The organism is Planctomicrobium mucosum (genome assembly GCF_051466335.1).
Lineage (GTDB): Bacteria > Planctomycetota > Planctomycetia > Planctomycetales > Planctomycetaceae > Planctomicrobium.
The window spans coordinates 3293675-3311630 of record NZ_CP195793.1 but is presented as its reverse complement, the minus strand read 5'-3'; the positions used below and the strand labels follow the sequence as shown (position 1 = coordinate 3311630).

The 17956-nt window shown below is 52.5% G+C and carries 17 protein-coding genes; 9 read left to right on the top strand and 8 right to left on the bottom strand.

The window, feature by feature from the left end:
• Nucleotides 1-716: 716 nt before the first annotated feature.
• From hpnC to SH668x_RS13215, 4 genes are all read right to left on the bottom strand, one after another.
• On the bottom strand, nt 717-1625 hold the full coding sequence (gene hpnC / locus SH668x_RS13230) for a squalene synthase HpnC (protein WP_437185536.1): 909 nt from the start codon (nt 1623-1625) through the stop codon (nt 717-719).
• 213 nt (nt 1626-1838) lie between these two features.
• On the bottom strand, nt 1839-1937 hold the full coding sequence (locus SH668x_RS13225) for a 50S ribosomal protein bL37 (RefSeq protein ID WP_437185535.1): 99 nt from the start codon (nt 1935-1937) through the stop codon (nt 1839-1841).
• 239 nt (nt 1938-2176) lie between these two features.
• Nucleotides 2177-3160, bottom strand: a complete 984-nt coding sequence (locus SH668x_RS13220) for an amidohydrolase family protein (protein ID WP_437185534.1) — start codon at nt 3158-3160, stop codon at nt 2177-2179.
• A 197-nt stretch (nt 3161-3357) separates the two neighbouring features.
• A complete protein-coding gene (locus SH668x_RS13215) occupies nt 3358-3600 on the bottom strand; it encodes a hypothetical protein (protein ID WP_437185533.1) in 243 nt (80 codons plus the stop codon).
• Nucleotides 3601-4005: 405 nt separating this feature from the next.
• Between SH668x_RS13215 and SH668x_RS13210 the strand changes: the two genes are divergently transcribed.
• Both SH668x_RS13210 and SH668x_RS13205 read left to right on the top strand, forming a co-directional pair.
• Entirely contained in the window at nt 4006-5067 is a 1062-nt protein-coding gene (locus tag SH668x_RS13210; protein ID WP_437185532.1) for an AAA family ATPase, read from the top strand.
• 119 nt (nt 5068-5186) lie between these two features.
• The gene (locus tag SH668x_RS13205) at nt 5187-5834 is read left to right on the top strand and encodes an RNA polymerase sigma factor (protein ID WP_437185531.1); all 648 of its coding nucleotides are present in this window, start codon (nt 5187-5189) and stop codon (nt 5832-5834) included.
• Nucleotides 5835-5844: 10 nt separating this feature from the next.
• Here the strand turns inward: SH668x_RS13205 and SH668x_RS13200 are convergent, their stop codons facing one another.
• Nucleotides 5845-6351, bottom strand: a complete 507-nt coding sequence (locus SH668x_RS13200; protein ID WP_437185530.1) for a DUF420 domain-containing protein — start codon at nt 6349-6351, stop codon at nt 5845-5847.
• A 181-nt stretch (nt 6352-6532) separates the two neighbouring features.
• Here SH668x_RS13200 and SH668x_RS13195 point away from each other — a divergent pair, with 181 nt between their 5' ends.
• The 3 genes from SH668x_RS13195 to groL all read left to right on the top strand — a co-directional run bounded on the left by SH668x_RS13195 (nt 6533) and on the right by groL (nt 9535).
• Entirely contained in the window at nt 6533-6916 is a 384-nt protein-coding gene (locus SH668x_RS13195; protein WP_437185529.1) for a hypothetical protein, read from the top strand.
• Nucleotides 6917-7495: 579 nt separating this feature from the next.
• Nucleotides 7496-7804, top strand: coding sequence for a co-chaperone GroES (gene groES, locus SH668x_RS13190; RefSeq protein WP_437185528.1), 309 nt, complete (start codon nt 7496-7498; stop codon nt 7802-7804).
• 111 nt (nt 7805-7915) lie between these two features.
• Nucleotides 7916-9535: a chaperonin GroEL gene (gene groL, locus SH668x_RS13185; RefSeq protein WP_437185527.1), complete on the top strand. Its 1620-nt coding sequence runs from the start codon at nt 7916-7918 to the stop codon at nt 9533-9535.
• A 157-nt stretch (nt 9536-9692) separates the two neighbouring features.
• On the opposite strand, the gene SH668x_RS13180 is transcribed toward groL, so the two are convergent.
• Complete coding sequence (locus tag SH668x_RS13180; protein WP_437185526.1) at nt 9693-10994, bottom strand: sialidase family protein; 1302 nt, start codon at nt 10992-10994, stop codon at nt 9693-9695.
• A 277-nt stretch (nt 10995-11271) separates the two neighbouring features.
• On the opposite strand from SH668x_RS13180, the gene SH668x_RS13175 reads away from it, so the two are divergent.
• From SH668x_RS13175 to SH668x_RS13160, 4 genes are all read left to right on the top strand, one after another.
• Nucleotides 11272-12387 carry a Gfo/Idh/MocA family protein gene (locus SH668x_RS13175; RefSeq protein WP_437185525.1) on the top strand — a complete coding sequence of 372 codons (1116 nt, stop codon included), beginning with the start codon at nt 11272-11274 and terminating at the stop codon, nt 12385-12387.
• A 104-nt stretch (nt 12388-12491) separates the two neighbouring features.
• Nucleotides 12492-13943, top strand: a complete 1452-nt coding sequence (locus tag SH668x_RS13170; protein WP_437185524.1) for a hypothetical protein — start codon at nt 12492-12494, stop codon at nt 13941-13943.
• A 244-nt stretch (nt 13944-14187) separates the two neighbouring features.
• A complete protein-coding gene (locus tag SH668x_RS13165; RefSeq protein WP_437185523.1) occupies nt 14188-15069 on the top strand; it encodes an alpha/beta fold hydrolase in 882 nt (293 codons plus the stop codon).
• 46 nt (nt 15070-15115) lie between these two features.
• The gene (locus tag SH668x_RS13160) at nt 15116-16015 is read left to right on the top strand and encodes a 4-(cytidine 5'-diphospho)-2-C-methyl-D-erythritol kinase (protein WP_437185522.1); all 900 of its coding nucleotides are present in this window, start codon (nt 15116-15118) and stop codon (nt 16013-16015) included.
• A gap of 97 nt (nt 16016-16112) precedes the next feature.
• On the opposite strand, the gene SH668x_RS13155 is transcribed toward SH668x_RS13160, so the two are convergent.
• Complete coding sequence (locus SH668x_RS13155; RefSeq protein ID WP_437185521.1) at nt 16113-16583, bottom strand: hypothetical protein; 471 nt, start codon at nt 16581-16583, stop codon at nt 16113-16115.
• 224 nt (nt 16584-16807) lie between these two features.
• Nucleotides 16808-17794, bottom strand: coding sequence for a DUF1559 family PulG-like putative transporter (locus SH668x_RS13150; RefSeq protein ID WP_437185520.1), 987 nt, complete (start codon nt 17792-17794; stop codon nt 16808-16810).
• Nucleotides 17795-17956 lie beyond the last annotated feature (162 nt).

The window sequence follows — 17956 nt, the reverse complement described above, 5'->3', positions numbered from 1 at the left end:
ATAAACGACGACGAGACATTGTCAATCGGCTTCCTTGCATGCGTTTTCGATTTGAGACGCGAAATCATCCAAACACAATGGCTCCATTTGGCTTTACGACTTTCATGAATTTTGCAGGATGCTTCATAACGGTTAAACCAATCAGATGTATTTTGCTGAGATACGAGGCAGGAGGTTGTTTGTGCGAATTGTAAGTGTCGTGGACTCATTGTGTTGTGTCGAATCGGGACGTGACGGCAAAGTGTTTTTTTTGAATGCGTTCTCGGAAAAGTCCGCTCATTTTCCCTTGACCACCGCCATTTTCTGACTCTGAGTGGATTAAGGTCAGCTCGAACTTCCCAAATTGCCATTCAAATTAGGGCACTACATCTAGTGGTTTGATTTTTCCGGATCGATCGTGTGATCGTTCGTGGAGACGCCGGTTGTCGGACCCAATGAGGAACTCGTACGAAGTCACTACCACAATGGTCAGAATCACCTGGAAAGTGGCTGGGTGATTGTCCAACTGCACCCACGGTGAAGTCCAGTTTTTGGGAGTAGGGGCCGCTGTTGATGAGTGCGGGAGGTGTGCGGAGATTTATCGCAGAGTCTTTAGAGATCGTGCCTCACGCGTATGCTCAAATTGGGACCGACCAATTGATGAGCAGGGGGAAATGAGCTGGTATGGAGCTGACTGCGTGCTGTTCCAGGATGAGACAGAAAATCCCGGTGGATTTCTACGGAATTCGCAGCAGCGTCTTGATCCCCGCGAACGCCAGTTGAGATTTCGTGACCACTGGACGCGTCTCCCAAACTCGGTAGTCAATCTCGCGAATGGCATTGAGCATCAATAAGCCACCGCGAGAGATGAGGTCGATATCGAGCTTGAGTCTCCCCGGTAGATGCGAAAGCAACTTTCGCCCGTCCGCAAGCAAGGTTTCTGCTTCATGGACTTGATGCTTCATTAACTCGATGAATTCCGGAGTCGTACGACGCTCGTGGAGGTCTTCGTCGCTGTAATTAAACGCTGACCTCACGTCAGACGGGAGATAAACTCTCCCGATTTGGAAGTCGCGGGAGACATCTTGCCAGAAGTTCGCGAGTTGCAATCCGGTGCAGATCGAATCAGACAGGCTGTCTGTCAGCTCGTTGGAAACGTCCCCCAGCTTTAAAATGATCCGGCCAACAGGGTTGGCACTTCGACGGCAGTAATCCAGAAGCTGCCCCTGCGTGTCGTACTCACGGACGACCTGGTCCTGAACGAAAGCTGAGATCAGATCTGCAAACGGAGTGATCGGGATTGAGAACTTCTCGATGGTCGGCCTGAGTGCCACAAAGACAGGATGAGTGGCCTTTCCGTTGTAGCAATCCTCGAGCTGCTCGTTCCACCAGTGAAGGAGTTTGAGGGAATACGAAGGGTCACCCGTCTCGTCTCCAAGATCATCTGCCCAGCGGCAATAGGCGTAAACGTTATAGAAGTGCTGGTGCAGCTTACGAGGAAGAAACAGACTGGCGACAGGGAAGTTCTCGTAATGTGAAGTCGCCAGTTTTCGGCAGTAGCGTTCAGAGTCTGCAGGAGAGAGCGGTTCCGCGACTGATTCGGGGCCCCAGCGTTTGAGATCGTCGATCACGGTGGAATGTGACATGGGCGCACGCGATGCCGAGCGGTGTGGGTGCCTCAAACCGACTGGATGCAGGGCTGGAGCAGCGAGACGCTGCGGCCTGTTTCAGGGCTAAACCCTGCTCAGTAAAAAAAGGACGCCTTGAGAGCGTCCTTGAGTCTTCAGAATGCAAGTTCTGCGTGTCGCAGAGAGCTGGGGCGATCAATGGCGCCAAGCATCTGCGAGCAGGGAATCACATTATGTCTTGATTCCAGCGCGTTTGATACGACGAGCCTTTGAGCTCGCTGGGCGTGCGCCATGATTGGCTTTTTTCAGTTTGCGTTGAGTTTTGGCCATGACAACCTCTGGGAATTTCAAAAAATCGGCTGTGTAACGCCGCTCACAGTTAAATTTGTGGAGCCGAGAAAGATATCGGTTGAAGGCCTGAAAGGAAAGTCTCTTTTCAACTCATTACCGGAAAAACTTGACAGAAACTGGTGAGAATATTTGTTTTGGGCCCGACCATTGGGAAAACTCGAAGTAGATCCACCCGGTTCCATCTTTCATCTTCAGTGATTTCAATCGCTGCGCAGCACTCAATTACGGGGTAAAAGGCCGTAAATCTGTTGGGCGTTTCCAGAAAAGAACAATTCGGATTCCTCAGCGGGACGCATCGACAGATATTGTTTGATCGTGTTGATCACTGCCCCGTAAGTGACGAACACATTGCTGACCGGCCAGTTGCTGCCATACATCACACGCTTTCTTCCGAACGTTTCAAACACAAAGTCGAGGCGTTCAATGTGGTCGGCAAGTCTGATTTCATCATCCGCCTGGCGTTTTTGAAGGACGAACGAGACTTTTCCAAAGACGTTCGAGTACTCGGCGAGGACTTTCAGTTGTGCCTCTGCTCTTAAGTGGTCGCCAGATTCGTTCTGGTTGATCGGTAGGTGATCGATGACAACCTTGAGTTCAGGAACAATCTCTTTCAGTTCGAGAATGTTTGCGAAGCGGGAAACTCCACCGTTGAATTCCACCAGTAATCCAGTCGCGGCGTACTCTCGCACGTTCTCAATCAGCATGGGGTAATTCTTGACTGAGTCCTCAGGAAAATGAAAGCGGATTCCTTTGAAGTACCGGTTTTTCTGGAAGCGGGCGACATGCTTCAGGAAGTCTTCATGAGTCGGGTCCAGACTTCCGACGATTCCGAGAATCACAGGGTTCTCTTCAGCCAGATCGAGGAGCCATTGGTTGTCTTCGATCCACGGACTGGCTTCAACGACGACCGTTCCGGTCACCCCGTAGGGCTGGGTGATTTTGATAAAGTCCTCGGGAATAGTGCGGTGATAGAGGATTTTGTCATTGGGATGCGGAAAGGGAACTCCTTCTGGTCGAGTCGGATCAAAAAAATGCGTGTGCGTATCGATGATCCCGGAGACGGGACATCCAGACATCTCGTCCTCTTGACGTGAGTCTGATTCTGGAGTGGTCGCTGCGAACCCAATTGAATAGGGGATGAGTGATGCTGTGCTGAGGCTGGCACTCGCTTGAAGAAAACGACGGCGACTGATTGGCGACATTGCCCACTCCCGGAAGAGACGAAAACAGTTCCATTGAAGATCCATTGCGAAGCTCGATGAAAGGAGAGGTTCGCGATGATCTTCAGGGACTGTATCAGATATCAAGAGATCAAAAATCTCCCGTGTGTCAGAACGGTTGATCGGCAGGGAGTGGGAAGGACCTGCGGTAGAGTGCTGACCCCGTTTCTGGTGAGAAATCAATAATCCCGCAGCGAGCGTTCCTTCTCCGGAGCAAGTCTGTTATCGGATTGGAGTGTCTCTGGAAGATCGAATCCGGTGACTTTGTTTGTGATCCAGTCGAGCAGGCGAGAGTCGAACAAGAAGTGGATCGCACCGATTACAATACTGACCCCCAGCATTGAGGCCATCATCGCTCCGTGAGTGCAGAGACTAATAAATTCAATGAGAAGGCTGCCCAAGCCCAAAGCAATACGAAACATTCGGTTGACTCCGTTCCAATTGAAGCGTCACCCGTTTCATCGATCACACGGTCAATACAGCTGCTTTCTATCAGGGGGCTGACAAGTGGATGAAGCGGATCGTCAGAAAGAAGAGATCTGCGGTGAATTCCGTTTCACCTTCTGTTGCGCTACAGGCTCCATTCATCATGCACGAGGATTCGCTGGAATGCGAAGTTTTTTTGCTGAGTTTGGAGATTGTCGACTGATTCAAAAAATACGAGTTGTTGTATGTGATTTCGCATCTATGGACATTTGACATTCAGAGCGTCGTCGGTCCTTGGGGTGATCAATTGGCCGTGCTGTGCAATCAGAGCGATTTTGATTTATAGTGAAGCAGATGCTGTGAACCCGGTCTCTTTCGAATTGCAATTGGATGGTATCAACGTGAGTGACCCGTCAACTAAAGACCTGACAGAACTCGAAGCCCAAGCCATTAAAGGGTTAGGGAATGCCTACGCCCGGCTGAAAGAAGAGATTGGCAAAGTAGTCATTGGTCAGGATGAAGTCGTTGATCAGCTTCTGATTGCGCTCTTCAGCCGCGGGCACTGTCTTTTGGTGGGAGTCCCGGGACTCGCGAAAACGCTGCTGGTCAGCACCGTCGCTCGAATTCTGCAGCTCTCATTTCGGCGAATCCAGTTCACTCCCGACTTGATGCCATCGGATATCACTGGAACAGATGTTCTGCAGGACGATCCAGAAACAGGTCGGAAAGCGTTTCAGTTCATGCAGGGGCCGTTGTTCACACATGTGCTGCTGTCCGATGAGATCAACCGAACGCCGCCGAAAACACAGGCTGCGTTGCTGGAAGCGATGCAGGAACGTCACGTGACCGTGGGTTCGAATACGTACCGGCTTCCGAGCCCATTCTTCGTACTCGCAACTCAAAACCCGATTGAGCAGGAAGGAACCTATCCACTTCCCGAAGCGCAGCTAGACCGCTTCATGTTCAACACTGTTGTTCGTTATCCAACAGCAGATGAAGAATTACGAATTCTCAAGCAGACAACTGGGAACTCGGAACCGGATTTGAAACCTGTGCTGACTGGAGCCCAGATCATCGCACTGCAGGAAGTCGTTCGGCGGGTTCCGGTTGCGGATCACGTTTTCGTCTACGCACGCGATCTTGTTCGAGCGACTCGTCCAAACGAAGAGGATGCGACCTCCTTTGTCAAGAAATACCTTTCCTGGGGAGCGGGTCCACGCGCGGGGCAGTATCTCATTCTGGGTGCGAAGGCTCGCGCGATCCTCGAAGGGCGGTTTCATGTCACAATTGACGATGTGAAGTCCGTCGCTGCCCCTGTGCTGCGTCACCGCATTTTGACGACGTTCCAGGCCGACAGCGATAACATCAATCCGGATCAAGTGATTCAAAAATTGATCGAGATGGTCCCGAATTCCGTTTCAGAGAAGGCGAAGCGAGTCAAAGCAGACGTTTCGCCGGTGTAGATGAGGTTGAGTCGGGCGGGAGATTGAAGGGGAATCGCGGAATCGCGGGGCCAATCTCTCATTCATGTTCAATTGAATTCATCTCCGGTGATTGCTTCTGTCAGATCGAAATGAACTGAATGTCGATCCCTTCCACAATTGTTGATCGCGAACTCGTCCGGCGAATTCGGCAAGGGGATGAAGCTGCGTGGAGGGATTGCATCGCTGAATACGAAGGCCGATTGCAGGCATTCGTGCAAAGTCGACTTTCTGATGCCACTTTGGCGGAAGACCTCGTTCAGGAGACTTTTATCGGCTTCCTGACCGCGCTGCCGAATTATCAGGATTCGACTCCACTCGAGTCATTTCTATTTGCGATTGCGGCTCACAAAATCACTGATGCGCTGCGTCGCCGGGGGCGTCGTCCCAAGTTCTCCGATATTTCTGACGATCAGGGGGGGGAGCCTGCGGGGCGAATGCGAATGGCTTCCAGTTTGGCAAGGAGCCGCGAACAGCGAGATCAGGAACAGCAGCAAATCGCAACGATACTTCGAGATCTGATTCGAAGCTGGTACACCCGCGGGGAGTTTGAACGCATGAAATGCGCGGAACTCATTTTTGTTGTCGGGATGCCAAACAAACACGTGGCATCGCAACTTGGAATTTCCGAGCAGGACGTGGCGAATCACAAGCAATACGTGCTCTCGAAGCTGAAGGCGGCCGTTCCTGTCGAGCACTTTGAACGTCCAGACAAGCTGATCGCACCTCTGCCGAAGAGTGATTCCTGACGGCGCGTTTTTAATTTAAGGTTTGGACAAACGCGACGTAGTAAAACCAGATCCCCGTCACCGATGTCAGCACGAGATCGATTGTCGACAGCCACCCGAGCGCTTTGTGGCGTCGGCTCGCTGGACCGGGAAATGGAATCCGCGGAAAATACATCAGGGCATGCGTGAGGGTCGCGATCCAGAGGAAGGGAGTCGTGATCGCGAAGATCAGGTGGATGTAAACCACTTTCTTGACCGCAAGCAGTTCTTCTCCCGCGAGTCTCGGGGTTTCGGCATTTTTGTTCACGATGTTCAGCCATCCGCCATGAATGACTTGAGTATCCATTTCAAAGGCAGCGACTGCTACCAAGAGGATCGTCCCCAGAACAATTTGCAGATTCCGATGAAGCAAAAAGTTCCGCTGAACTTTGACGACAAACAGGCTATATAAAATGACAGGGACGATCGCGATGAGTGCGATCACCACGAAGTCCATCATGAACGAGGCATCGAAGCCGAGAAAGCCATGTTTAAGCATGGCGGGATTATAGTCACGTTTTCAAATCCCGCACGCATTCCAGTTCTGCATTTACGGATTGTGAGAATTGGATTGAAAGTACGATTCCAATTATGCCGGTCGTCTCGATTGCAGATTCCATTTTCCAGTCCTGGTGATTCGACTCCCGATATCAGCGGTCATGGACTCATTCGATCTACAAATGCTCTCGACTAACCCCGCCTGGCAACTCGTGCTTCAGGCGTATTTGGACGATGCGAAGAATGCTCCCGTCCGACCAGAAGGGGAGGGCGGGACTCATTGGTCTGACAGGGTCGAGGCCGTGGAAGGGGTTCAATCCTCCGATTTGTCGGCAATTCACGGTCAGTTGATCGCTTTAGGCTGGCTGAAGTTTGAATTTGAGGTAGGGCAGAGCGGCTTGAGTTACCGAGTCTCATCAGACGGTCGAGCGGTGCTCGACCGGGTCCAGCGAGGGGACTTCAGCTTCGAATTCGTTGAGCAGGACGATGATTTCGAAGATGAAATTCCTATGTCTGCTCGAAAATCCGAAGTGCGCCAGCACGAGCCCGAGCTTGTCGTTCTCTGAACCCGAGTCAGCGGGATCCTTCTGTAAGCTTCAATCGGATTCGATATACGGTCGGAGTACGCACTCATTTTTGCCCACACGCTTGGTAAGCGAGGGCGTGTTCAACTTTCCGTGGCGTCGTTTGGTGCCGAGAGATCTTTGTCTTCAGCATACTGCCATTGTGCTTGGGGCCAGTTGGCGAAGAGAAAATTCCTCCTCTTAAAATCTGCCCATCTCTCAGGGCGTCATATCGCCAATGAGTGATGTGACGCGTCTCTCAATGCTGTGCTTCGGGACCGGAAGTTGCACTTCGTGACCCCGCAAGACCTCCTGCCACATTGGCGGTTGAAGGACGAGAGCATTCAGGAATGTCCGCCAAAAGCTGCGGTTGTCTCAGGTGTGTGTTTGACTTAACTCTATTTGTGGTGGTCGGATAGGAGTTCTGTAGAGTGTTGGCACAGCGTTTGTAGTAAGCATGTTCAAACTTCCGGTCGGGTGCAGCTGCACTGAAGCGCCTTGAGCCGCATGTGTGACTGTCCTGCATGCGTGGCAGGCGGACGGCTGGGACTGACAAACTATCGGTGTGAGGAGTCATTATTCATGGCGAAGAAGGCCAAAAGCGGTTCACGAATCGTTCCGCTCGGAGACAAAGTCGTTCTCAAGCGTCAGGCAGCAGAATCCACGACAGCTGGAGGAATTGTTCTCCCGGATTCAGCGAAAGATAAGCCACAGCGTGGAGAAGTCATTGCTGTTGGCGATGGCCACACAAAGAGTGATGGCAAGAAGTTGCCTTTGACCGTCAAAGAAGGGGATAAAGTGATCTTCTCTTCTTACGCCGGTGATGAGATCAAGATCGGTGATGAGGAATACCTCCTCCTCCGTGAGAGCGACATTCTCTGCACCTACTGAACCATCCGTCTTCGTCATCGGTGTGCATCGAATTTGCCACCGTTGAGCCATGAAGACAATCTCGCGTTCATCGCGTGAAGCACCACCAAAACACCTCTACGGAGATATTCCATGGCCAAAATGATTGCTTTCGACCAGGAAGCACAAGAAGCGATGCGTCGTGGCGTCAGCAAGCTCGCCAAGGCGGTTCGCGTCACCCTCGGCCCTAAAGGGCGAAACGTCATCATTGAAAAGAGCTTCGGCTCTCCAACCGTCACTAAAGACGGTGTTTCCGTGGCGCGTGAAATCGAACTCTCTGACAAGTTCGAAGACATGGGCGCACGTATGGTCCGCGAAGTGGCCAGCAAGACCAGCGACATCGCTGGCGATGGAACCACGACAGCGACCATCATGGCTGAAGCCATCTACAACGAAGGTCTCAAGTCCGTCGTTGCAGGTGTCAGCCCGTTGGAAATGAAACGCGGAATGGACAAAGCTGTCACCGCGATCATCGAAAAACTCAAGGAAATGGCGATTCCTTGCCGCGACAAGAAAGCCATCGCTCAAGTTGGAACAGTTGCTTCCAACGGAGACGACACCATCGGCAAGATCCTCGCAGACGCGATGGAAGCTGTTGGTAAAGACGGCGTGATCACTGTTGAAGAAGGTAAGTCGCTGCAGACAGACTTCGAAGTCGTCGAAGGGATGCAGTTCGATCGCGGTTACCTGTCTCCATACTTTGTGACCGATGCACAGGGAATGGAAGTTCTTCTCGAAGACGCATACGTCCTCATTCACGAGAAGAAGATCAGCAACATCAAGGACCTCGTTCCTGTCCTCGAAAAAGTTGTGAACTCCGGCAAGCCACTGCTGATCATCGCTGAAGACGTCGAAGGGGAGGCCCTCGCGACTCTCGTGATCAACAAGCTCCGCGGTACTTTCAAGATCGCTGCTGTGAAAGCTCCAGGTTACGGCGATCGCCGTAAGGCCATGTTGCAGGACATTGCAATCATGACCGGCGGACAGGCCGTGTTTGAAGACCTCGGCATCAAGCTCGACAATCTTCAGTTGTCGGACCTTGGCCGCGTCAAGAAGGTTGTGATCGACAAAGACAACACAACGCTGATCGAAGGTGCCGGCAAGACTGCTGATATCAAGAGCCGAATCGAACAGATCAAGCGTGAAGCTGATAACGCGACCAGCGACTACGATCGTGAGAAGCTCGAAGAGCGTATCGCCAAGTTGTCTGGTGGTGTTGCACAGGTCAACGTCGGTGCCGCTACCGAATCCGAAATGAAAGAGAAGAAGGCACGCGTCGAAGACGCTCTGCACGCAACTCGCGCTGCTGTGGAAGAAGGTATTCTTCCAGGTGGTGGGGTCGCTCTTCTCCGCGCTTCGACTGCTGTCGAACCAGGTAAGCTCACTCACGATGAAGAAGTTGGATTCAACATCATCAAGCGAGCCTGCCGTGCACCGCTGACACAGATCGCCAACAACGCAGGCGTTGATGGTGCTGTGATTTGCGATCGCGTTTCCGAGAGAAGCGGTAACGAAGGGTACAACGCAGCAACTGACACTTACGAAGACATGGTCAAGGCCGGTGTCATCGATCCAGTGAAGGTGACTCGTACTGCTCTGCTCAACTCTTCCAGCGTTGCAACTCTTCTCCTCACAAGCGATGCACTCATCGCTGAGAAGCCAGAGAAGAAGAAGTCTGCTGGCGGACATAGCCACGACGGCGACCTGTACTAAGGTCTCCTCGTTGACAGACAGGCACGTGATCCATTGCACGAGTCTGTGATAAAACAAAAAGGTCGGAAGCCAGTAATGACTTCCGACCTTTTTCGTTGAATGGAGCATCCGAAGAGCAGGGGGACAACTGATTCTCGACTTGAAATCTCAGGCAGTCTTATTGCTCGTTGCCGGAACTCAATCGTTCGAGTGGGAAGAGGACGAAGTCAATTCCGTCATGGTGTTTCCCCTTTGTAACACCGGCTTCAAAGAGAATGCCAATCGTCGTTTCATCCTGCTGAATCGGCGTGAGATCGCTATACGCGGCAGGTCCAACGTGGATCAGCGGTCCATCCTGCCAAGTTTTTGCGTTGTCCTGGCTGAAACGGATACGCAAATCGACCCGCCCCCCACCAGAAGGGCCATTCAAATCTGGTCCTGAGAAAATCAGTAGGTCATCTTTTCCAGTTTCATCGGCACCTTGAATTCCCAGCAAGCCAGACTGAACGATCGGAGTGTCGAGTACCGGGGAGGAGGGTGTGACGTATCGGTATCGCCCCTCCTTGTGTTCCCGGTAACTTTCACCGGCATCATCGCTCCATGCTTCGCCACGATTTCCGGGCGAATTTCCCCCCTCATCCCGGACTGTGAAGTACAGCAAGCCATCGCGCAGTTCTGCTACGAGATTTTCATTCGCGTTGAACTCGTCGTCATAAGTTTCATCCAGAGCACCGAGTTGCCAGGTGTTTCCAAAATCATCGCTGAAGAGTGTGTGGATTCCGAGAGGGCCTCGGTCATGTCCCCCATCACCGATGCGGTGATCTGTGGCAACGAGGAGTCGGCCACGTTTCGGGCCAGACTGAAGCTGAATGGCGTGTCCCGGACCACAGGCAATCCATCCCCAACCCTCATTGATCAGGCCAGAAGAGATGTTTTTCGGTGGAGACCATGTGAGGCCGTCATCGTCGCTTGAAATGTGGAAGATGAACTGGTTTTCGACGTTATAGATGAGGTTGATTCGCCCTGCGTGTTCGCTCGAGATGGTGTCGACGACCGGGCTGGGATTGTTCAGCGAAATCTCTTTCACTTCCGGGCCCAGAAAGTCAGCGTAATCCTTGTGATTCTGGATGACCTGTAAATCTTCCCATGACTGGCCATTGTCCATCGAGCGGCGGAGAACGAGGTCGATGGTGCTGGCGTCTCCTCCTTGTCGAGCTTCGCAGAAAGCGAGAAGTGTCCCTTTTGTTGAACAGACGATCGCTGGGATTCGGAAATAGTTGTATCCGTTTTCCCCATTGCGAAAGAGAGTGGTGGCAGGGAATCGAGATTTGACCTCCGCTGCTAATTCCTTCAGTTCACCTGCACGATCTGTCGAAGCATCTTGCGCGCGGATGTCGCTGCAGGGACAAAAGACGCCTAACAGTGCCGAGATGGCGACTCCTGCAGCGAGACGTTTGGTTCTCCAGAAAATATCATCCATCGAGCGATCCTTATGCAGAGTGTTGTACGACTTTGATGGTCGGTTCTGACAATCTTTATCCTTTTATCCGAAACATCACACGTGCTATCAACAAGCGAATTAAGGAAGTTGGAAGTCAAACGTTGAATCGCTTGCGTGCAGTGAGGCGCACACAAATGACTGAAATTCCGCTAAAATACAAAGTCTTGGCGAAAATTGATGTGAGAGCGATATCTTTTTTTAACATCGTTGTCAAAATAAGGCTGTGCAGTCGGAAAACCTTTGGGATTGAATTGAGATGAGCAAGCTTTGTCGTTGGGGAATTCTCGGAACAGCAGGCATCGCGCAGAAGAACTGGGCAGCGATTCGCAATTCCGGCAACGGGATCGTCGTCGGCGTGGCAAGCCGTAGTGCTGATCGAGCGGGGCAATTTATCTCCCAACTGCAGGCACAGGTTCCTTTTGATATCGTCCCGACAGCGAACGACTACGAGGCACTGCTGGCGAGAAAAGATGTTGACGCAGTTTACATTCCGTTGCCGACGGGGCTCCGCGCGGAATGGGTGATCAAAGCTGCGAACGCGGGGAAGCACGTCATGTGCGAAAAGCCGTGTGCAATTGATGCCGCTCAGCTCAAGAAAATGATTGACGCCTGTCAGAAGAACAATGTCCAGTTCATGGACGGCGTCATGTACATGCATTCTCAAAGGATGCAGGAACTCCGCAAAGTACTCGACGATGGCACCAGTATCGGTGAGATTCGCAGAATTGCCGGCCAGTTCAGCTTCCTCGCTCCGGAGGACTTTCTCACCAGCAACATTCGCATGAGCAGCGAACTCGAGCCGCAGGGGTCACTTGGGGACCTCGGCTGGTATCTGATCAGGTTTGCGCTCTGGACCATGAATTTCCAGATGCCAACTCAGGTGAGTTCACGGATGCTCGCACAGCGGGGACGTGCTGATAGTCCGACTGCAGTTCCGATGGAAGTCTCTTCAGAACTCCTGTTCGAAGGGGGAGTTTCAGCGGGATTTTACTGCTCGTTTCTGAATAATCATCAGCAGTTTGTTCATGTCAGCGGGACTAAAGGGAACCTCCAGGTGGCAGACTTCGTGCTTCCCAACTACGGAAACGAAGTTGCCTTCAATGTCTCACAAAGTGACTTCAACATTTCTGGTTCCCAGTTCGACATGGAGAACTACAGCCGACGGGTGGCAGTGCGGGAATTCAGCAACAACACTCCAAATTCTCAGGAGTCGAAGCTCTTCCGCAACTTCGCTGATATTGTGCTGAGCGGTCGGCTTGATGCATACTGGCCTGAGATTTCCCTGAAGACTCAAATCGTTCTCGACGCTTGCCTTGAGTCGGCACGGAACGATGCGAGACTTGTTCAGATCTCTTCGGCTGGCCTGACATGAAATTTTTTGCGACGGATCGACCTCTACGCACGATGATGAGTGTCGTCCTCTTCTTCGTGCTTTGCATGGGATGCGGCCCGCAAGAAGATTTAAAAGAGACGGCAATGGAACAGTCGGCTCCCGCAGCTCCATCTCAGTTGCGGGAGCCCTCTTCGTTGCCGGCTCAGCAACCAGTTGTTCGCGAACCTGCTCCGACTCCACCGTCGGAAGAGCAAATCGACGAGCTGATGGAGGAACTGGATGCCCCGGACCAAGCGGTGACGCTTCAGAAAGTGTACCGCCCTTCAGACTCCAGGCCGATTCGGGATGATGTCCGGGCCGAGGAATTTGGAATTCGGAAATACGCTTCGAAGCGACTCGTGCTGTACACGGATATTGATCCGCAGGAGGCAGCGACTCTGCCTGCGATCATCGATCAAGTGTATGAACGCTGGGTTGAATACTTCGGCGAACTTCCGCCGGACCGCGAAGGAACCGAATTTCAGATCACCGGATTTCTGATCGATGATCCGTCCCGCTTTGTGGCTGCCGGGATGCTTCCGGAAGGTCCTCCGATGTTCCGCTTCGGGCGGCATATCGGTCAGGAATTCTGGATGAACAAGATGAACAGCGACTATTACCGTCGACATCTGATGATCCATGAAGCGACTCACTGTTTCATGACAATCAATTTGCAGACTTATCCTTCACGGTGGTACCTCGAAGGGATGGCGGAATTTTTCGGGACCCATCACTTGCAGCCAGATGGTGGAGTGCATTTTGGGGTCATGCCTGATGGTCCGGAGCCATTCTCGGGGCTCGGCCGTATCGAGCTGATCCAGCGGGAGATTGTGCAGCAACGTCCGATCTCATTGTCGAAGCTCTGGGATTTCGAGCTGTCAGAATGGAATGGACCCAACGCAGTCCCGTATGCGTACAGTTGGGCGCTCTGCAAATTTTTGGAAGATCATCCCCGATACCAGAAGCGATTTCAGGGGCTTGGTCAGCATCTGGAGGGAAGGGCTCTTGCCGAGTACTTCAATGCGCAGTTTCAGGCGGACGCACCTCTGCTTGCTGCCGAGTGGTCGGAATATATTAAGCGACTTTGCTACGGCATGGATGGTGTGGCGAATGCATTTGAAACGTCGGCTGAGCCATTGAAGACGCTGTCGACACCGGAACAGCTGGAAGTTCCGGCGAGATCATCGTGGCGTTCGAGCGGATTACGAGTGACGGCGGGAGAGACCGTCCGTTTCACTGCGACCGGTCAGGTTGTCCTCGATGAAACAACGCGTGCGTGGGAAAGCGGCCCTGATGGCATCTCAATCGAATTCGCTTGTGGAAGTCCCATCGGGCTGTTGATGGGGGGACTCCTCCCGGATCACGATGCGACAGCAGACGCATTCCATACGAATTCAAGCTTCAGCACATTCAAAATTGGTCAGGAATTGACTTGGATCGCACCGACCTCCGGGGAACTCTGGATTCGCGTGAATGATCACGGAAATGGAATTACCAACAATTCCGGCAGTTATCAGGTCGAAATTGCTCCGGTGAAAGCGGGCGATTCCCTTTGAACCGCTCCAAATGTGTGTCTTTGAATTTCAGCGGATGCGAGTTTGGCGGTCCTGCGGCAATTGACCAACTGATTTATTGGCTGAGGGGGCCCGATATCGGTGGGTAGGCCGGAAATTGCGTGTCGGAACAACGAATTTCCCAGGCGATGACAGCTTCCTGTTCAGGTTTCTGGTTGAAATCGCATTCTCTTTCTAAAGTAGGATTTGCTGAACGCCACCAGAAACTGGAAAGTCAACAGATATCGTGTCCGCTCCTGTCATCCCAGCTGATTTGAAAAGTGAATATCCATTCACCCCGCGTCATCTCGATTTGGATGGATTACGCTATTCCTACGTGGATGAGGGGACGGGGCCGACATTGTTGTTTGTCCACGGAAACCCGACATGGAGTTTTGCCTGGCGCAACATGATCAAAGGGCTCTCCAGTCAGTACAGGTGTATCGCAGTCGATCACATCGGAATGGGGTTGTCCGACAAGCCGCAAAACTACGAATACCGAATCGGGCAGCATATCGACAACCTGAACCACCTTGTTCAGTTTCTTGATCTCAAAGAGATCACCCTGATCGGCCATGACTGGGGCGGTTGCATCGGGATGGGGGCTGCCGTCGCCGCCCCTGACCGATATCGTCGATTTGTGATGATGAACACCGCAGCGTTCCGATCACAGCGCATCCCCAAACGGATCGCCCTTTGCCGGCTTCCACTTCTCGGTGCGCTCGGGGTGCAAGGGCTCAATCTCTTTGCCGGGGCAGCGATCACGATGGCAGTCGCAGACCATGCGCGGATGACGCCAACTGTGAAGAAGGGCTACCTGCTTCCGTACGACAACTGGGCGAACCGAATCGCAGTACGTCGGTTTGTAGAAGAAATTCCACTCGCTCCTTCGCATCCGTCCTACCAAACGTTGGTCAATGTGGAGAATGGACTGGCTCAGTTCAAGAATCATCCGACACTGTTCTTCTGGGGGGAAAAGGACTGGTGTTTCACCACCCAATTCCTCGATGAGTGGGAGCAACGCTTTCCACACGCCCAGACCGTTCGCTATCCAGATGCAGGGCATTACGTGTTTGAAGATGCACACGAGCGCATGGTTCCGAAGCTCCAGGAATTCCTTGCATCCTGAGGCCTGGTCTGACGTGTTCTGTCTCGCTTTGAAATGAGGTCTGAAAATGCGTCTTTGGAGGCAGGGGGAATCGCTGTTTGTCGAGACGCCTGCGAAGATCAACCTGTCGTTGGCAGTACTCGGCAAACGCGAAGACGGCTACCACGAGCTCGAAACGGTCATGCTCTCCGTCGGAGTGCATGACACATTGGCCTTTTCTGCGGCTGACGTCGGCGTTGTCCAGTTGGCCTGCCATTCCTGCAGCCAGTATTCATCCGAAATTCCCAGCGATGACCGCAATCTTGTTGTGACAGCGGCCAGACTGATGATGCAGGAGTTCCATCCGCACTCAGGCACTTCGATTTCGCTGTGGAAACGTATTCCCAGTGAAGCCGGGTTAGGAGGCGGGTCCAGCGACGCAGCGGCAGCGATCGTCGCACTCAATCGGCTCTGGGAACTCAGCCTGACTTCTGAGGAATTGCACGGAGTCGCTGCGAGGCTGGGGAGTGATGTGAACTTCTTTCTCGATTCGCATCCTGCCGCCCTGTGCCGGGGGCGCGGGGAAGAGATTTCGCCGATTGAAGTTTCTCATCCTTTACCGATCGTTCTTGTGAAGCCAGAAACGGGACTCTCCACGGGATCAGTTTTCAAACAATGGGGATCAAAACCTCGCGAGTCGAAGTCGGAATTCGCCAGTGATGTGTGCGCGTTTCTTCGGCAAGGGGGAATGGCAGGGATTGCTCGGGGAGTATTCAATGATCTGCAGGCCGCTGCCAGAGAATTGAATCCTCAGATCGATGAGTTACTTGGGCAATTGGAAAAAGAGCAGGTCATTGCCGCTGGAATGACTGGGAGTGGGAGCGTTTGCTTTGCTGTATGCCACACTCTCCGGGCAGCGAGATCGCTGGCTCACCGTTATCAAGCCGATGGACGGTACGGGGTGCTGGTGGCGCTCTCCGGAGTGTGATTATGGCGTGAGTCGAGTTCACTGGGAGGTCGTCAAATAAAAAGATCCCGCCAATCGCTGGGCGGGATCTCTCTGCTGATCGCGGATGGCTGAGGCGTTACTTCTTACCTTTGACCTTCAGGTCAAAATTGAATGGTTCATTCTTGTCTGCTTTGACCACGGCAACGTAGGGAGACGAGATTGGGTCTGGATTGACCAGGTTACGTGGCAGCGATTCTTTTGCGCCGGTGTCAATTGGAGACTTCCCTGCTGGGGGAACGCTTCCATCTGGCATCGCAAATTTGGAGAAGGCCACTGTGTACTCGCCTGGCTCAACACCTTCACCGCCGGAGTTGTGGAACAGCTTGAATGTTCCATCTTCGCCCGAGGATCCAAATCCACCTGTCCCTTTGGTCGTGCCTTTCGGTCTGAAGTAGATGGTTGTTCGTGGAGAAATTTCGCCATTAATTTTGATCGTCCCCGTCACTGGTACGATTTCAGGAGTCGGCACCGAAGAACCACAACCCGAAGCAGCCATGATGAGAGCAATCAGTAGGGTAGGTCGGGTAATCGAGAACTGGGTCAGCATGTTAAAATCGCCATTCTTTCAATCAAAAAAATGCGTGATGCTCGGGAAAGCCTCGCATTGCAATCACGTGTGAAATTGGGACGTGGTTCGTGAATTCACTTGTCTGATGTGCAACAGGTCTTGCTTTAGAAATGTGTCCTGAAAGCCATCGGCCACGCAGAATTGACTCACGTCGCGGGAGTAATTCTGCGTGGCGCTGTGCCGCTGAGAGCTGTTAGAGGTGATTAGAACTCACCCAGAACCTGACCGTCTGCGATTCGTGAGAGATAAACGCGGGTGTTGGAATCAACATTTTGCGAAACGAATCGGACGGAGCCATCGCCGAGCAGTACGTGGCAACCACCCGTGTGAGCGCTGCCAGGCTTGCTGTGTTCGCCGTTGATGCCAGGGGTGTTTGATGCCCAGGCTGGACTGGCCCATCCACAGCACCGCCAGTTATTCATACCGACTGCTGATCCAAAGTTGACTCCGAGTCCAACGTGGTTGCTGCACGCCCAGTTTCCTGTTCGTCCGTCCACGACTTCGAGAGTAGTCTCTGAGAACGCGACAGTATTGCTCGTCCCGTCTTTCATATCACGGATTTTGCTGTTGGAATTCAGCCCGAACAGAGCACGCTCTGTGGATGCCTCATTTGACCAGAGGTGACCGACAGGGTCAGCCAGCCAGCCTTCATGCCTGACGCTGAATTGATAGCTGGAACGAGCGGAATTGGCGACACCGCAACCATAATGGTCAGTTGCCCATGGCTCAGTCTGGGATCCGCTATCCGATGGGCAGAGCAACATCGTGAGAACTGTTTTGCTGAGGTTCAGGTTGGTGTTCGAAGCTGGGTCAGTTCCTCCGGCAATTGTGCCGCCGCCAACGTTGAAAATACCGTTGGCAAGGTTCGGGTTGAACTGATTGAAGAGTGCCTGCTGGTCAAAGTAAGGAAGTAGAGCGACAAAGCCTTTTGTGTTCTTCGTTGGATTCGCACCCCAATTCGCGTATCCATCGTTAGCTGCTGCGAATGGGAACACGTTGAAAGTGTCGTGGTAGTTGTGCAGTGCCAAGCCCAACTGCTTGATGTTGTTCTTGCATTGTGACCGTCTCGCTGCCTCACGCGCTTGTTGGACAGCTGGGAGGAGTAAAGCGATGAGCACCGCGATGATGGCAATCACCACTAGTAACTCAATCAGAGTAAATCCTTGGTTTCGCCTTGAGCACACTTTCATCACTGCCGACTCCTCAAAAAGAGAGATAAGAAAGAACCGAACACCGAAAACGCGAACTATAAACTTCAGGAAATGCTTATGCGACGAGATATGAGTGTGATTGAATATTTGGCGGCTCGCAAGTACTTTGATTGCGAATAGATTGCTTTTGCTTATTGTATA

Coding starts and splice junctions, on each gene's coding strand:
- hpnC (WP_437185536.1), bottom strand. CDS start 1,625: ATGTCACATTCCACCGTGATCGACGATCTCAAACGCTGGGGCCCCGAA.
- SH668x_RS13225 (WP_437185535.1), bottom strand. CDS start 1,937: ATGGCCAAAACTCAACGCAAACTGAAAAAAGCCAATCATGGCGCACGC.
- SH668x_RS13220 (WP_437185534.1), bottom strand. CDS start 3,160: ATGTCGCCAATCAGTCGCCGTCGTTTTCTTCAAGCGAGTGCCAGCCTC.
- SH668x_RS13215 (WP_437185533.1), bottom strand. CDS start 3,600: ATGTTTCGTATTGCTTTGGGCTTGGGCAGCCTTCTCATTGAATTTATT.
- SH668x_RS13205 (WP_437185531.1), top strand. CDS start 5,187: ATGTCGATCCCTTCCACAATTGTTGATCGCGAACTCGTCCGGCGAATT.
- SH668x_RS13200 (WP_437185530.1), bottom strand. CDS start 6,351: ATGCTTAAACATGGCTTTCTCGGCTTCGATGCCTCGTTCATGATGGAC.
- SH668x_RS13195 (WP_437185529.1), top strand. CDS start 6,533: ATGCTCTCGACTAACCCCGCCTGGCAACTCGTGCTTCAGGCGTATTTG.
- groES (WP_437185528.1), top strand. CDS start 7,496: ATGGCGAAGAAGGCCAAAAGCGGTTCACGAATCGTTCCGCTCGGAGAC.
- groL (WP_437185527.1), top strand. CDS start 7,916: ATGGCCAAAATGATTGCTTTCGACCAGGAAGCACAAGAAGCGATGCGT.
- SH668x_RS13180 (WP_437185526.1), bottom strand. CDS start 10,994: ATGGATGATATTTTCTGGAGAACCAAACGTCTCGCTGCAGGAGTCGCC.
- SH668x_RS13175 (WP_437185525.1), top strand. CDS start 11,272: ATGAGCAAGCTTTGTCGTTGGGGAATTCTCGGAACAGCAGGCATCGCG.
- SH668x_RS13170 (WP_437185524.1), top strand. CDS start 12,492: ATGGAACAGTCGGCTCCCGCAGCTCCATCTCAGTTGCGGGAGCCCTCT.
- SH668x_RS13160 (WP_437185522.1), top strand. CDS start 15,116: ATGCGTCTTTGGAGGCAGGGGGAATCGCTGTTTGTCGAGACGCCTGCG.
- SH668x_RS13155 (WP_437185521.1), bottom strand. CDS start 16,583: ATGCTGACCCAGTTCTCGATTACCCGACCTACCCTACTGATTGCTCTC.
- SH668x_RS13150 (WP_437185520.1), bottom strand. CDS start 17,794: ATGAAAGTGTGCTCAAGGCGAAACCAAGGATTTACTCTGATTGAGTTA.